Annotated in this window: 10 protein-coding genes and 1 riboswitch; of the genes, 8 read left to right on the forward strand and 2 right to left on the reverse strand. The window is 36.1% G+C overall.

Features of this window, described 5'->3' with window-relative positions; all coding sequences use genetic code 11:
* Positions 1–397: 397 nt before the first annotated feature.
* The 3 genes from ACQKIM_RS04510 to hepT all read left to right on the forward strand — a co-directional run bounded on the left by ACQKIM_RS04510 (position 398) and on the right by hepT (position 2831).
* Positions 398–1630, forward strand: coding sequence for an EAL and HDOD domain-containing protein (locus tag ACQKIM_RS04510; RefSeq protein ID WP_427539695.1), 1233 nt, complete (start codon positions 398–400; stop codon positions 1628–1630).
* A 384-nt stretch (positions 1631–2014) separates the two neighbouring features.
* On the forward strand, positions 2015–2434 hold the full coding sequence (gene mntA / locus ACQKIM_RS04515; RefSeq protein ID WP_427539698.1) for a type VII toxin-antitoxin system MntA family adenylyltransferase antitoxin: 420 nt from the start codon (positions 2015–2017) through the stop codon (positions 2432–2434).
* The gene (gene hepT, locus ACQKIM_RS04520) at positions 2427–2831 is read left to right on the forward strand and encodes a type VII toxin-antitoxin system HepT family RNase toxin (RefSeq protein ID WP_427539774.1); all 405 of its coding nucleotides are present in this window, start codon (positions 2427–2429) and stop codon (positions 2829–2831) included. The genes mntA and hepT overlap by 8 nt, the downstream gene beginning before the upstream one ends.
* Before the next feature lie 161 nt (positions 2832–2992).
* On the opposite strand, the gene ACQKIM_RS04525 is transcribed toward hepT, so the two are convergent.
* Positions 2993–6067 carry an ATP-binding protein gene (locus ACQKIM_RS04525; RefSeq protein ID WP_427539702.1) on the reverse strand — a complete coding sequence of 1025 codons (3075 nt, stop codon included), beginning with the start codon at positions 6065–6067 and terminating at the stop codon, positions 2993–2995.
* Positions 6068–6184: 117 nt separating this feature from the next.
* Here ACQKIM_RS04525 and ACQKIM_RS04530 point away from each other — a divergent pair, with 117 nt between their 5' ends.
* The gene (locus ACQKIM_RS04530; RefSeq protein ID WP_427539705.1) at positions 6185–7345 is read left to right on the forward strand and encodes a response regulator; all 1161 of its coding nucleotides are present in this window, start codon (positions 6185–6187) and stop codon (positions 7343–7345) included.
* Positions 7346–7502: 157 nt separating this feature from the next.
* On the opposite strand, the gene ACQKIM_RS04535 is transcribed toward ACQKIM_RS04530, so the two are convergent.
* The gene (locus tag ACQKIM_RS04535; RefSeq protein WP_427539708.1) at positions 7503–9119 is read right to left on the reverse strand and encodes an S-layer protein; all 1617 of its coding nucleotides are present in this window, start codon (positions 9117–9119) and stop codon (positions 7503–7505) included.
* 251 nt (positions 9120–9370) lie between these two features.
* Here ACQKIM_RS04535 and ACQKIM_RS04540 point away from each other — a divergent pair, with 251 nt between their 5' ends.
* The 4 genes from ACQKIM_RS04540 (at position 9371) to thiC (ending at position 16623) form a co-directional block, all read left to right on the forward strand.
* Complete coding sequence (locus tag ACQKIM_RS04540; RefSeq protein WP_427539711.1) at positions 9371–11521, forward strand: methyl-accepting chemotaxis protein; 2151 nt, start codon at positions 9371–9373, stop codon at positions 11519–11521.
* Between the two features lie 143 nt (positions 11522–11664).
* Entirely contained in the window at positions 11665–12597 is a 933-nt protein-coding gene (locus tag ACQKIM_RS04545) for an AEC family transporter (protein ID WP_427539714.1), read from the forward strand.
* Between the two features lie 176 nt (positions 12598–12773).
* On the forward strand, positions 12774–14525 hold the full coding sequence (locus ACQKIM_RS04550; RefSeq protein WP_427539717.1) for a methyl-accepting chemotaxis protein: 1752 nt from the start codon (positions 12774–12776) through the stop codon (positions 14523–14525).
* 65 nt (positions 14526–14590) lie between these two features.
* Positions 14591–14705, forward strand: a riboswitch (TPP riboswitch).
* 139 nt (positions 14706–14844) lie between these two features.
* On the forward strand, positions 14845–16623 hold the full coding sequence (thiC, locus tag ACQKIM_RS04555; protein WP_427539720.1) for a phosphomethylpyrimidine synthase ThiC: 1779 nt from the start codon (positions 14845–14847) through the stop codon (positions 16621–16623).
* The last annotated feature ends 101 nt before the right edge of the window (positions 16624–16724 follow it).

Raw genomic sequence — 16724 nt, forward strand, 5'->3', positions numbered from 1 at the left:
TTTTGATGCATGGCTAATTAAACTTATAAAAATTTTTGTTATCCATCCCAAGATATGGTGATAAATCAATTTTATCATAGCTTAGGATCTTTTTATTCGTATTTTGGAGGAATAGGTATATAGTTTGTATGTTTTTTTATGATGATATGACTTATGTACTTAGATAGGGAAAGTTTAAAAAATTAGCATGAAACGATATTTTATTGATTGGAGTATTAAAGCCACTACTATAAAAAATGGTGGATAGAATGTTTGGACTGAAGGATCGCTCAACGACCTTGCAAAATTCGTTCGAGGTTTGTTCAGAAACTGTTTAGAACGAAATGTTAATGTATAGATATGAAATGATGAAAAATGTTCCATTTATTCATTAATTACACAAAAACGGAGGATTAAAATGGAAGTATTTATCGGTAGACAGCCAATTTTTAACCTTCATGAACAAGTCGTTGCGTATGAATTATTATATCGTAGTAAAAGCGGAAATACTTTCCCGATGGTTGATTCAGATGCGGCTACAGTTGACGTACTAGTAAATTCATTTCTTTCAATTGGTATTGAAGAGGTAACAAAAGGTAAGCCTTGTTTTGTGAATTTTACAGAAAACTTGCTCATGGGCTCAATCAATGAATATTTGAATCCATCAGAGGTTGTTATTGAGATATTAGAGGATGTCCCTCTTACACCACAATTAGTAGAGAGAGTAATTGAGCTGAAGCTTTATGGATATAAAATAGCATTAGATGATTTTATATTGGATGAGCATGTTCAAATTTATGATGAGCTGTTTGCCCATATTGATTATATAAAAATTGATTTTTTATCGTCACCATTACTCAAGAGAATGGAAATTGAAAATAAAGTGAAGGAAAATTTCCCACACATTAAGCTGCTCGCAGAAAAAGTGGAGACACGTAATCAATTTGAAGTTGCAAAACACTCAGGCTATGAGTTATTCCAAGGCTATTTTTTTGAACAACCCCAAATAATTAAAGCTACAGATATACCAGCGAATACCCTTCAATATTTCTACATTATTACTCTATTAAAGGAAGAGGAACCTGATATACAGCTACTAGCTGATAATATTGAGCGTGATCTTTCATTAACGTATAAATTATTGCAAATGATTGATAGTTCTTCTAGACGTTCTAAATCCAAAGTGCGCTCTATAAAACAAGCGATAGTACTACTTGGGATATCAAATTTACGCAAATGGATTTACTTATTAGCTATGCGGGAAATTGATATTAATACTGATACGGATCTCTTTAAAGAGGTTATGCGTACATCATTATTCCGGGCGAAGGTATGTGAAAAATTGGCAAAGCTCTCCAATAAGCAAAACTTCTCTGAATACTTTTTGGTAGGCATGTTTTCATTAATAGATACTTTGCTACAAAGACCAATTGACGTAATTTTACAACAGCTACCATTTTCAGAAGACATAACGAACACGATTTTTGGTCATCAAACTGAGATGACACCATATCTTGAATTCAGTATTGCCTTAGGTAAATTAGATTGGTCAAACTTAGAGGAATTAGCTCCTCAATTAAATATTGATCTGGCAAACATTGATCTTTTATACCATGAAGCAATGGAATGGGCGGAAAAATCATCATTATAATAAGCTTTCTTAAATGTTCTGAATCGCGACCTATAAAAGGGTACTATACAGCAATCAGATGTTTTTGTGTATGGTTGTAATATTCATATAGATTCCCTCTAAGCCCGTTAATTTTTCTAGATTTTTTGAAAAAGAAAAGTGTAGCCATTTAGTTTATGGGGACAAACGAGATGGATAAATCACACGGTAGGCATCATTAATGGTTTCCGAGATGGCGATTTTGCACCAACTACTTAATACTAATACGTGGTAAGCTATTATGACGATGGATTGAATGTCTGAACACAGTCTATTAAATGGTGTAACAATGCAATAATAGAACCTCCAAAATAACGAATAGAGTCATCAAACAAAGGGTAGAGTTTGTTATAATGATTTTAATGAATGGAGGTGTTTGATTTGCAGCAAAATTGGCAGAAGATAGTTGTAGAAAAGCTAGAATTAGCTGTAAATCCGACCTTTATTATTGTTTTTGGTTCGTTTGCGCAGGGTTCGGAACGGGAAGATAGCGATTTAGATATTGCGTATTTTGCAGCAAGACAGCTTTCGGCTTATGAACGTTTTCTTTTAGCAGGAGAGCTTGCACAGTCTTGTGATGTAGATATTGATTTAGTTGATATTAAAACGGTTGATACAGTGTTTGCAGCTCAAATTTTTTCAAGTGGTATTGTTATTGATTGCAAAGATGAAAACACCTTTGTTAAAGAACGTATGAAGGCATTGTCCATGTATGTGACGTTAAATGAACAACGTGCAGAAATTCTAAAGGCAATTGAAGAAAGAGGTAGTGTCTATGGTGAATAATGATGTTGTTTTAAATAAGGTTGCAACAATTGAACGATGTGTGAATCGTGTTAGGGAAGTGTATGGTGATAATCCAAGAAATTTAATGGATTTTACCAAGCAGGATAGTATTATTTTAAATATTCAACGAGCGTGTGAAGCTAGTATTGATTTGGTCATGCATATTGTTAGTGATTTAAAGCTTGGTTTGCCCAAAACAAGTCGAGAAGCATTCAAGTTGCTCGAGGAAAATAATATTATAAATCATGCATTAGCAAAAACATTAATGAATATGGTTGGATTTCGGAATATTGCTGTACATGATTATCAAACAATTGAATTAAATATACTTCAGGCAATCATCGAGAATCATTTAAATGATTTTAAGATCTTTACAGCAGAGATATTGCTTATGTAACGTAAAAACAACAGGCAGTAAAGATCTATGCCTGTTGTTTTGTTTATAAAACGGATAGAATGGTCGAACTGATGGATAGTAGCTTAAAAGTGACGGATAGAACCTCTAAAGTAATGGATAGCCCTTCAAGATCAACGGATAGAGCCTAATTCGCTCTATCCTTATTTTTTAGGAATTGGGAATGAGATGGTTGTACCTTGTCCAATCGCACTCTCAATGGTTAGTTCTGCGTTAAATAATTGTTTTAGGCGTTGTTGGGTATTAACAAGACCAACGCTTGTTTTCTTTTGGGGTATGGTATTATCAAAGCCAACGCCATTATCGGAAATGGCTATAGTAAAATATTGCACTGCCTCTGTAATACGGATTGTCACGCTTCCACCTTCGCATTTTGGTAAAATGCCATGCTGGATGGCGTTCTCAACGAGTGTTTGAATTGATAGAGGAGGAACGGACAGCTCTATATTCTCCGGGATATCCCAGATAACCTTAATTCTATCACCAAAGCGAATTTGCTCAATGGCAAGATAAGAGCGCACAAGCTTTAATTCATAGTCGATAGGTACGGCCAAATCGACATTTTGAAAATCGAAGCTCATTTGTAAATAGTCACTAAATGCTAGTAAAAGCTTCTCCATTTGCTCATTATCCACGCCATGCAACGAAATAATCGAGTTTAGTGTGTTAAAGAAAAAGTGGGGCTGAATTTGTGCCTGTAGCCAAGCTGCTTCGATTCGTAGGCGTTCCTCACTTGATTGTTTTACGTGAACGAGTGCATGGACCCTTGACTTAAGCTCTACATATTCCATTGGTTTTTTGACATAGTCATTCGCTCCACTTAAAAAGGCAAGCTGTATATCCTCTCTTTGCTGACGAGCTGTTAGGAACAAGATTGGTAATTCAGAAATGGAGAATTGTTCACGGATATTCTTCGCCAATTCATAGCCTGACATATGTGGCATCATAATATCGGAAATGACCAAATCAAAGCTATTATTTTGTAGTTTTTCCAGTGCTTCGGGTCCACTTAAAGCCGTTTCAATATCATAAGCCTCCGTAGAGAGCACATTGGCAAGTACTTGCAGGTTTACTGCATCATCATCAACAATTAAAATTCTCGAATGGCTAGTCACTAGTGTTTCTTTTTCAGTAACCGCTGCTATTTCGTTTTCAAATTTTGAGAGATTATTTAGTAATGAGATATATTTAGAAAGAGAAGCATCATTGTCAACGTTTATCCTTGCCTCATTGTCCACTTGTTCATTAGTAATAGGTAATGAGAAGGTAAAGGTAGAGCCTTTGCCAACAGTGGACGACAATGACATTTTTCCTCCATGTAGGGTTACTAGCTCCTTGCAAATACTTAAGCCTAGTCCAAGTCCACCGCTAATAGATGTTATGCTGGAATCCGCTTGCTCATATGGTTCAAATATGCTCTCCTGTATGTTTTTCTCGATGCCGATTCCCGTATCTGTAACTGAAATATACATTTTTTTACCGACCAATTCAGCATCTATAGTAATAGAACCTTTTTCTGTAAATTTAATAGCATTGTGAATTAAGTTGGTGAAAATTTGAATAAGTCGAGTCTCGTCTGCTAAGACAGGCGGTAAATCCTTTGGCATGTTAATAATAAGCTCTATAGGCTTTCCTTTTAGCATAAAAAGGAAAATACTGCTTACGCCACTTGCTAGATTATACACATTAATGGCCTTTGGATGCAGACGGAGTGTTTTCTCCTTTAACTGCACTAAATCGAGTAGATCATCCAGCATGTAGGACATATGATTGCCGATTGTCAGAAGTAGCTTTACATCATCACTATTTTTTTCAGGAAGATCGGAATTTTGCTTCACCAATAGTGTTTGGGCAATGCTCATCATGCCATGGAGAGGATTGCGTAGCTCATGTGAAGTATTCGCCAGAAAATCGTCCTTTGTATTGATTTCTTTTTGCAGCTTAACAGAAAGCTTTTCGGTTTGTAGCGTTGTCTGGAAGTAACGTGTAAACCAATAAGCTGATAATGCTGTGATGGCAATTAGGAGATCAAAGGGATAATGACTGTAAGGTAATGTAGAATTCTGCTTTATCGGAAGAAATAGTGAATTGCTGGCAACTGATGTACCTGTTAATAATAGAAACACAATTCCCTTTTGTCCTTTTATTACTATATATAGTATGAAAACAGTTATAATAATAGGAGAAATAATAAAAATTGCTGTAAAAATTATTTTTGTTTTAAAAATATATTCTACAGGAGACAGAATAATAAATGCTAAATAAGTAATACACAACACTGGGATACCATTTAATATTTTAGGTGGCTGTGAGTATTCCTTAACTAATTCTCGTAGGAATAAAAAGAAAAGCAATATATTTATAATATAAGAAAAATAATACAGCTTGTTTGCCCAAATCCAATTAATAGGTAAATACATATAAATAATTTTATTGCTAGAAACAAGTACAGTTATACAAGTGAAGATAATAATCATGGCAAAATATATGAGTGATTTACTCCTAATACCAATTCCAACAAGTAAAACAGCAAAGAGAAGATAAAATAAAAAAACCAGACATACAGCTATCTGAGTAGCGATGGAAAAGAATTTTGATTTTTCTATCGAGTGCAAATCACCAAAAATAACCTCTTTTGTAAATCCACCCTGTGAATAACAGTTTGTTTGAACGCCCTGTATAATAATCTCACTTTCGTTCGAATCTAGGGTAAAATAGTAGGTAATAGGTCTACTAATCGGGGCAGTCAGTTCGTTGTCTGATTTCAGATTTCCTAGTCCGCCAATTAGTTGCCCATTTACATACAGTTCGTAAGGTGCTAATCCTTCAGGTATTGTCATACCATACATTTGAGGTGCATTGTGTTGTTTTAAAATTGTTAAACGATAAGAACCGTATTGTACTTCACCAAGTTTTTTAAAGTATTTATTCCAGGACTCAGGTTGGTTGGAATAAACTTTTTGTTTGTCATATGCAGATGATTTATCTGTTGCGAGTAAAGTGTCTGGATATAATGCCCATTCTCCTTGTAGTCTAATTTTAAAATCATTGCTTGTATTTATAGCTCTTAAATCAACGGTTCCTTGTTTTGCAGTGACTCCTTCCGGAACATTTGTTAAATCCAACCAGGCGAAACGGAGTAATGTAAGTAAGCAAAAGAATATACCAGCGATTAGAAAAATCGTTAAATTTTTTGAGAGGATTTTCTTCTTCATCATAAAGAATTAATTTCGACAAAATGCTTAAAACTCCTTCAAAAGTAACGGATTTTCTATCAATTCTTTCATAAATATAACGATATTAATACTATGACTAGTTTTTAAGGAGGAGATGTCATGAGGATCGTGTTAGTAGATGATGAACATTTACCATTAACGAGACTGAAAACCTTACTTGAAAAGAGTAAAGTCCCGAAAATTGACATAGTTGGGGAATATACAGACTCTCTAGATGTCATTGCTCAAATACAAGCACTGCAACCTGATGTTGCATTTCTAGATATTGTCATGCCAGATATGGATGGTCTTGCATTAGGAGAAAAGCTTCAAGAGCTATTGCCAAATATTGAGATTGTCTTTACCACTGGTTATGACAAATTTGCTATAGATGCTTTTAATTTGCATGCAATAGACTATCTATTAAAGCCTGTGCAAGAAATACGCTTACAAAAAACATTGGAACGGCTCCAACGGGTAATCGAAAATAATCAGCAAATGGCAACGAAGCAAAAAATGATTCAGTTGCTGGGCGGTATTAAAGTCATAACATCTGAGGGTAAGGTTCAATTAATGAAATGGCGGACATCGAAAGCGAAAGAGCTGTTCGCTTATATGCTTAGTAATCGTAATGAAATTATTTATCGAGATACCATTTTAGAGCTATTTTGGCCAGAATCGGATATGGATAAAGCGTCCAAGCAGCTTTATACAGCTATCTATACCATCCGTCAAACATTAAAAAATTATGGATTAGAGGGCGTTCAAATATCAAGTCCATTGTTAAATTCGGGTTATAAATTACTGGTGGAAAATGTAGTAATTGACGTAGAACAATGGTTAGATCAGTTAAAATCTTTACCCCCTCTACAAGAAAATACGGCAGATAAACATGAACGGGTGTTCCAAGCGTATACAGGAGATTATTTAGGAGATAGCGATTATCTTTGGTCTGAGGGGGAAAGAGAACGACTTAGACGATTATGGTTGCGCCATGCACAGCAATTAAGTGAATTTTATATAAAAAACAAAAAATACGCTGCTGCAGTAAGAGTGCAGGAGAGGGTCCAAACATTCTCTCCAGATGAAGAAGAAAGCTATTTCACCTTAATGAAGCTATACGATCTGCTCAATAATGCCGCTGCTGTAGAAGAGCAATATTGGCAACTTAAAAAAATGCTGCAAGAGCAATTAGCAGTAGAGCCAAGTTTGGAAATTGAAGGATGGTATAGAAGTTGGAGAAAGGTTAGTACGGTTTTACAGGTTAATGTGTTGAATTGAAGTTGAAAGAGGTAGGAGTATAAGTAAAAGTATTACGTCATAAAAGTGCGAGAAATCAATGTTTCAAAATTGATTTCTCGCGCTTTTTAAGATTTGGCTAGTTTTGTGTTTTGTCTCAGCTTTTCCTTTATTTAAATATGTTATTAGATTGGCTTATTTAATAATTATATCGGTAATTCCACATAGCCGAATCTAATTTTTCAATAGCATTCGTCACATCGTATTGTGTCGAATTAGTATTATTGACAACATACTCAGCTGTTTCAATAGCTGAATAAAAAATGTTATTAGCTGTCTGGCTCTTAGAGGAGGAATCTGTATAATAATAATACCTAGCAGAAGAGATCAGGTCAGTTAGTTTAGTTTTATCAACATAATACCCATTATACCCATTTGCTCCATAATTATAAGAACTCTTATAAATTTGAATTGCATAATTTAAATTATTTATAGCATTAGTAACATCATTTTGACTAGAGTAGTAATTATTTACCACTGTTTGTGCTGATGCAACTGCTCTCTCTATTGCATCTCTATTTGCTTGAGTTGTCCAAGGTATATTAGCCCCTAATTCATAGCCATTATAAGAAGTTGTAACATATTGATACTTAATGGAATCTATAATTGATTGTAGTGTTGTCTTATCACCAGTTCCGTACTTCGTTCCATTTTTTTGCACAGCTTGATATGCTGTTAATGCGTTTTTGTATTGTGTAATGGCATTGTTCACTTGCTCCTGTGAAGCATTTGTATTATTAGCTACTGCTCTAGCACTTGTAACGGCCGTTTCAAATATATTGCGATCTGCCTGAGTTGTCCATCTTTCAGTTGTTAAAACATCACTTCCATAAGCAGAAACTGCAACATATGGAAGGGATGCAAGTATTTTATTTAATTCAGTTTTATTTGCCATAGGTAGTGTTACTGAAGCTTTGTTATCATCTACCTGTACTTTATTAACAATATGTCCTGAGGCTAATGATACCTTTGCTCCGCCCTTAACCGTTATCTGCTCAATTTTGCCTTCTCCATAAAGGCTAAAATCATTTTCAACATCAACGATTAGCTTGTCGACATTTGATGAAACCTCAAATGAAGTAACTTTATCTACGACTTCAATAGTTGAAATTGTTTGGTTAGAGGATACATCCAGTTTTGTACGTTGTACGTTAAGCGTTGCCGATTTAACATCATTTAGAGAAACATCGAGCCAATTAATTTTTCTTGCCGCAAGAGGTTTAAAGGTAATTGCATTTCCAATTGTTACTTTATCAAGTGAGAATGATTTTTTTACTCGATTTGTAACAATCAACTCGTCCTCGATGTCTACATTTTCAACCTTCACATAATCTGCATCGACAGTTAGACTTCCTTCAATCTTCGCGTCTCCGCCATCGAAATACACCGTCTTTTTGTTAGTGCCAGCTTTTTTCAATGTTAGTGATGTCACACTAGTAATTTCACCCTTTTTTACGACAATTGTAGCTTGCGCATTCGCTAATGCCGTGCTATTTGCAGTTTTAAAGAGTGATTTAAGAGAATCACTAATATTATATTGTCCGTTAGAAGTACGTACTTTATCCTTTGTAATATTAGTAATAGTAACTGCGTCTCCTGCTGGAACCTTTGTTTTAGTAGCAGCCAATCGTTCCCCAATTTGAATTGACTGGTTTACAGATGAATCACTAGAAGCAGCGTTTACAGGCGCCACTGGCAATACTAAGGTTGCCGTAAGAGCCGTTGCCATCAAAGTTGATAACGCTTTATTTTTCATTTTGGTCACTCCAATCATCGTATTTAGTAGCTAATATATCATATATTTCAATAATTTAGTATCCAAAGGGCATGTTTTACTAGGTTTGATGTGTAAATAAACCAATAGTCCTTTTTTTCTCTTTCTTGTTTTTTATAAAAAAATCCTATTATTTCTCTATAAATATGTAAATTTCTACTTTATTCGCCAAATCTATTGTTGTGATACAGTGTTCCATCTATTATTATTATGTATAAAAGAGGGGTGTTGTCATGAGAAAATCTAGAAGTATCGCTTTAAAGCTATCTTCTCTAATAATAGGAATATTTTTACTATTATTTTTTGCTTATACGATGATAACAGGCATTATATTAAAAAATCAGAGTGTTAATGATGCAGAAAGTGCCACACTTGAAACTGCTGAATTTTCTGCAGCAAAAATGAGTGAACGCTTTAAGAAAGCAAATACTACCTTACTTACAACGAAACGTATTGTTGAAAGTATGGAGAAGAAAGGCGAGGTTTCCGCACATGATATTTTAGATATTATGGAAACTAATTTAGTGAATAATGATGATTTACTTGGCGTAGGCGTTATCTTAGAACAAAATATTGCAAACGTAAAACCGATAGCTCTTACGACTTTATTAGAACAGAATACTATGAAAATAGATTCATCTACATATGCTGCATTAACTGATTCAAAAAATCGCTTTATACCTTATTTAAGTAAGGATGGTGGTGGTATTACTGCTGCTGCCATTGAAGGCATTGATGATAAAAGTGTGTCCGAATGGTATTGGGTACCAAAAGACGAAGGACGATCAGTTCTAACAGAGCCCTATGATTATAATGTCAATGGAAAGACGGTCCTAATGACAACTATTTCTGTTCCATTAGTGAATGCTTCAGGAACATTTTTCGGCATATTAACGGCTGATTTATCCATCGATTATCTAACTGAATTGACAGAATCGGTCAAGCCAGATGGCGGCTACGCTGCTATTATTACAAATAAAGGTATTTTAACAGCGAATAGCCTTGGTACTACATTAGATGGATTAAATATGCAGGATCATTTAGATTGGACAAGCATTAAACAAACGATGGATAGTGGCGAAGTAAAAAGCATGTATATGGACTCTGAAGAATTGAAAGAAAATTCATTTAATGTTTTTTCACCGATGGTATTAGAGGGACTTGATGAAACATGGACAGTACAAATGGTTCTGCCTAAATCAAAAATTTTAGAGACTTATAATCAGGTATTTATTTTTACAATCGCTGCCTCTATTATTATAGTGGTTTTAATGTCTGCTGCTAGTGCCTTATTTATTTATAGACAATTGAAGCCATTAAAGTTTTTACGTGCATCTATTGAAACGGCAGCTGATGGTGATTTAACACAAAAAGTGGATGAGAAATATATTAAAGCTGATGAGATTGGAGCTGTTGCATTGGCTTATAATAATATGTTGGATCAAACGAATAGTGCTATAAAGACAGTGCTAAATTCTACAACACTATTAAACCAATCATCCAATCATGTTCATGAGGCATTTAATGAAATAGTAGCTTCAAGTCAAGAGGTCTCTGTAGCAATAAATGAAATTGCTCAAGGTGCATCTAAGCAATCTGAGGATACAGAAGAGACTAACTATCGAATGATTGATTTATCCGATCAAATTGATGCTATTACAGCTTTATCGAATGAAATGGATGAGCTATCAAATAAAACGAGACTTACTACTGACAAAGGGATGCAAGAGGTTGAAAGCTTACGTGACCGTAATGCAGAGACAAATGCTATGAATGGCCGTATTCAGCAGCAAATGGAGTCTCTGGCATCTAATATCGCCAATATTAATCATATAATCGCATCTATTCAAGGTATTACGGAGCAAACTAATTTATTAGCCTTAAATGCAAGTATAGAAGCGGCTCGTGCTGGCGAGCATGGCAAAGGCTTTGCGGTTGTTGCAGAGGAAGTGCGAAAGCTAGCAGAGCAATCAAAAAATGAAACAGATATAATTAAGCAAACAGTGGATAGTATACTTGCAAACTCCCAGCAAACCGTTGCTGTTATTGCTTCAAATGCAGGACTTATGCAGTCACAAAATGAGTCTGTACAAGGGACAGAGGTAGCATTTAAAGATAACAGTGAGCTGTCACGCTCTATCGCTTCTTCGATCAATAAGCTAATGGATAAGCTATCGAATATGCTGGAGCATAAAAATCAAGCAATTATGGCAATCCAAAGTATTTCTGCTATTTCAGAGGAGACAGCGGCATCAGCTGAACAGGTAAGTGCCTCTGCTATCGACCAACAAGCGGAGCTGCAAAAGGTGGCAGAATCCATCAATAATATGAATGAGATTTCAAAGGGATTACAAGAGGTTGTTAATCGATTTAAGCTAGCTTAATAATGAAGAACTGTCTAAGAGGTAATGAATGTTACTTAAGACAGTTCTTTTTTATTGGGGAAGGCTAGTTCTATTCTCTCTTTTGGACAGATTGACCTAGCGAAAAAACAGCACTACTATAAGAAAGGAAAGGAGGGCACATTATGATATATCTCGGTATGATTTTCTTCCAGATTGTTGCTCCTATCTTAGTGCTTCTTGTGCTTGGCGCGATGTTGCAAAAGAAATTTTGCTTCAATCTAAAAGCACTCTCTCAGCTTATTACCTATTGCTTCATGCCCGCTGCTGTTTTTGTTAATTTATATGAAACAAGCGTGGAGTTCTCTGTGCTGGGAGAAGTTGCGATATTTATTGTACTTTTTATTGGCAGTCAAATGGTGCTAAGTCATTTCTTAGCGAAAGGGCTTGGTTTAGTTAAAACAGAGGCTGCGGTGTTTAAAAATAGTGTCGTCCTTATTAATTCAGGAAACTACGGAATTCCTGTTGCACAAATGATATTCGTGACACAGCCAATTGGTGTAGCGATACAGGTTATTCTTGTGATATTCCAAAATATGACTACCTATACATATGGCTTATACAACTTAATTTCCTCAACAAAATCAGGTATGTCTATTGTAAAGGATTTCCTTAAGATGCCTATCATTCATGCCCTTATTATAGGGGTAGCGATGAACTATTTCGATATTGCAGTGCCACAATTTATTAAAATTCCTATAGATCATGTGGCAGACGGTTTTATTGCTGTGGCATTAATCACGTTAGGTGCACAATTATCACAGCTTGAAATTAAATCTATGTTTAATAAAACCGTTATCATTAGCTGTTTTACAAGACTGATTTTGGGACCAGCAGTTGCTTTACTCATTATTTATTTACTCGGCTTAGATGGGGTAGTGGCACAATCATTATTTATCGCTAGTGCTTTTCCAACATCCCGAAATAGCTCAAGTTTAGCTTTAGAGTATGATATCGAGTCAGCAACAGCCGCTCAAACTGTTTTATTTTCAACAATAGTGAGCTGTATTACAGTAACAATTGTTATTTATCTTGCGGAATTATTATTTCTTTCATAACATATCACGTAAAAAAAGGAATAGGCTTAAGGCTTATTGCTTTTTTTTATGCTTCAAAAGTAAAATGAAGAAAATAATTAGAAAATAAAAGGATGTTTGTTAGTTATTGTAATTTCAAATATATACATAGGGTAAATAGGTTTTTGATAATAATATTGAAAGGGGCGATCATAGCTTTGCGTAAAGGTATAGAGTTATGGAAGAAATTCATTATCTTATTAATCGTTATTATGATTGTTTTTAGTGTTGCTCTTGGACTTATTGTCTATAAGAGCACAAATAACATAGTGGAGTTAGCGTTAAAAGAGAATAGTATGATTCTAGCAAGAAATGTTGTGGGACAGCTTGATTCAGAGAGATATGAGTTGCTAGCTAAAAATCCAGATAATCGCTCGCTGTATCTTGATTTACAGAAGGAGCTTACGACAATACTGAATACCAATTATGTAACGTATATCTATGTATTCAAGGGAACACCTGAGGGTAAACAATCAATGGTGCTGGTGGATGCTGGAGATCTCACTAGTGAGGAAACCTATCAAATTGGGGATATTATGGAGGATGTTCCATATGAAAGTGTTGTAAAAACAATCTCCAATAATGAGAATGGCTTTAGTGAGTTTGTTTCTGTAGAGGGGTGGGGAGATTTTATTTCTGCTTATGCACCTGTTAGAGCAGAAAATGGTGAAATTGTTGCATATGTTGGACTAGATATTGAGAGCTCCATTATTTATGGCATTCAAAAATCTGCTGTAACAAAGTACTTGCCTATACTTTTAGGCATTGTCATTTTATTGAGTGTCGTTATGATGACGACATTGTATTTGTATATGCGAAAATCACTGAAGCCAATATTTATCATGAAACGAGCAACAATAGCCTTTACAGATGGAAATATGGCAGAAGCTCAACATATATTGGATGAAATAAGCTTTGAATCAAATGATGATATTTCTGATTTTAGCAGCAAATTTAAAGAGATGATGCAATCCATGCATCAAATTATATTTAACCTTTCGGGGATTGGCACAGATATTTCTAAGGCCACTGATAGTTTACAGGAGGTAGGAAATAATGTGCAGCACTCAAGTAACAGGCTGATTGAAAGTGCAGGGGGAATAGAGGAGAGTGTGGATCGACAAAGAGACCTAGCGACACATTCCTTTAAAACAATTGAAGAGATGACGGCAGGAATTATGCAGATATCAGCCTCTGTTTCTTCCGTTATGAAAAGCTCATCCAATACAGCGAATCTTGTGAAGCAAAGTCAATCGGAAGCGGCAATGATTACGGATCGGATGAATGGCGTGGCAGATTTGGTGACGCATACGGCAAATAATGTGAATATTCTTGGTGAAAGATATAGCACAATCGAAGAAATGATAGGTGTTATTCAAAGTATTGCCGATCAAACAAATTTATTGGCGTTAAACGCGGCGATTGAGGCAGCGAGAGCAGGTGAACATGGTAAAGGCTTCGCTATTGTCGCGGAAGAGGTGAAAAAACTGGCGGAAATGACAAAGCTGTCGGCAGAAGATATTCGTCAGCATATATATGAATTTAAAATAGTGACAGAGACGGTGTTAAAAGAAATGGACCATAGTACTGTTGAAGTTAAAGAGGGAGCTCATTTAGTGATGGCTATTAGTGATGAGCTAGATCATTTGTTTGAAGCAGTAAAAGTAGTTGAGGAAGATGTTCAAAATGTTTTTGAGGTTACAAACACAATGTCCAAAAACACGAACGTCGTTTTATCGGCATTAGAGCAAACTAATGAGGCATCCGAGGCTGTTTTGTTGGAAACAAAAGAAGTAGCCGATGCATCTAAGTTGCAAGAATTATCATTGGGTCAACTAAGTAGAACGATTCATGAATTAACGGAGCAGGTAAAGCGTTTAGAGTTTATGAAGCAAAAATATAAACTCTAAAGTAAAAAATAGTAATGATGCTTCCATCTCTTAGCAATATCTGTTACACTAGCATCAAACTTAATAGCATTAACTAGGGGAGTCTGATGAGTCAGGCTGAGAGGGAAACGCATAGAGGTTTCTTGACCCTTTGGACCTGATCTGGCTCATACCAGCGTGGGAAAGTTAAGAAATTATTGCGAGCTCTTTACAATGCGATAATTATACCTTTTACAATCATAGCCGGATCCAAAATTTTTTGGATTCGGTTTTTTTATTTTTATTGGGTGAGCTAGATTCGGTCCTTGTATGAATTTTCTATAAGGGAGAGAAGCGGGTCATGACAACAATTAGCGAAAAGAACATTACCATTATGTCAAGCTTTGATGGTAGCAAAAAGGTTTATGTAGAGGGATCAAGATCAGATATTTTAGTGCCGATGCGTGAAATTGCATTAAGTCCAACGACAGGAAGCTTTGGAGAAGAGGAAAATGCACCAGTCCATGTGTATGATACGAGTGGTCCATATACTGACCCTGCCTATAAGGTAGATATTACGAAGGGCTTGCCAGCGTTGCGAAGTGAATGGATTAGAGAACGAGGGGACGTAGAGGAGTATGTGGGGCGTACTATTAAACCAGAGGATAATGGTTTCCGCAAAGCGGATGATCCGCGTATAAAGGAAAATACCTTTCCGGATTTATCAAGAAATCCTCTGCGAGCTAAAAAAGGTAAAAATGTAACACAGCTTCATTATGCACGAAAGGGAGTTATTACACCTGAAATGGAGTTTGTAGCTATTCGCGAAAATATGGATCCTGAATATGTTCGCTCGGAGATTGCGGCGGGGCGTGCCATTATGCCTTCTAATATTAATCATCCTGAGGCAGAGCCAATGATTATAGGACGTAATTTTCATGTGAAAATTAATGCCAATATTGGGAATTCAGCAGTGTCATCATCTATTGCAGAAGAGGTAGAGAAAATGACATGGGCAACACGCTGGGGCGCTGATAATATTATGGATTTATCGACTGGTAAGCACATTCATACGACACGTGAATGGATTATCCGTAATGCCGCGGTGCCGGTTGGAACAGTGCCGATTTATCAAGCGCTTGAAAAGGTAAATGGTATAGCTGAGGATTTAACGTGGGAGGTGTATCGAGATACGTTAATCGAGCAAGCAGAGCAAGGGGTTGATTACTTCACGATTCATGCGGGTGTGCTATTACGTTATGTACCGCTAACGGTAAATCGTGTGACAGGTATTGTGTCACGGGGAGGTTCAATTATGGCCCAGTGGTGCTTATATCATCATCAAGAGAACTTTTTATATACACATTTTGAAGAAATTTGTGAAATCATGAAAACATATGATGTTGCCTTCTCGTTAGGGGATGGTTTACGTCCCGGATCAATTGCAGATGCCAATGACGAGGCACAGTTTGCAGAGCTTGAAACGTTAGGTGAATTAACACAGATTGCCTGGAAGCATGATGTACAGGTGATGGTGGAGGGACCGGGGCACGTGCCAATGCATTTAATTAAAGAGAATATGGACAAGCAGTTAGAGGTGTGTAAGGAGGCTCCTTTCTATACTTTAGGACCACTGACAACAGATATTGCACCAGGCTATGACCATATTACATCAGCTATTGGTGCTGCAATGATTGGATGGTTTGGTACGGCAATGCTATGCTATGTGACACCAAAAGAGCATCTGGGCTTACCAAATCGAGAGGATGTTCGTGTAGGGGTGATTACGTATAAAATTGCTGCACACGCTGCTGATTTAGCGAAGGGGCATCCAGGAGCACAACAGCGAGATGATGCGCTTTCAAAGGCACGCTTCGAATTCCGCTGGCGTGATCAATTCAACCTGTCTTTAGATCCAGAGCGTGCAGTTGAATACCATGATGAAACATTACCAGCAGAGGGGGCAAAAACTGCTCACTTCTGTTCAATGTGTGGACCCAAGTTCTGTAGTATGAGAATCTCACAAGATATTCGTAATTATGCTAAAGAAAAAGATGTAAATACGACGGAGGCAATTCATCAAGGGATGCAGGAAAAGGCTGAGGAATTTAAAAAAGCAGGTAGTCAAATTTACCAATAATGAAAGCAATGGCTTATGTCAAAATATAGACATAGGCCTTTGCTTAATCAAAAAAACTCCATGTGAATGGTAGATTCACATGGAGTTAAAGTTGGATTTGG

Source organism: Lysinibacillus sp. NPDC047702 (assembly GCF_050272555.1).
In the GTDB taxonomy this organism is placed as follows: Bacteria; Bacillota; Bacilli; order Bacillales_A; family Planococcaceae; genus Lysinibacillus.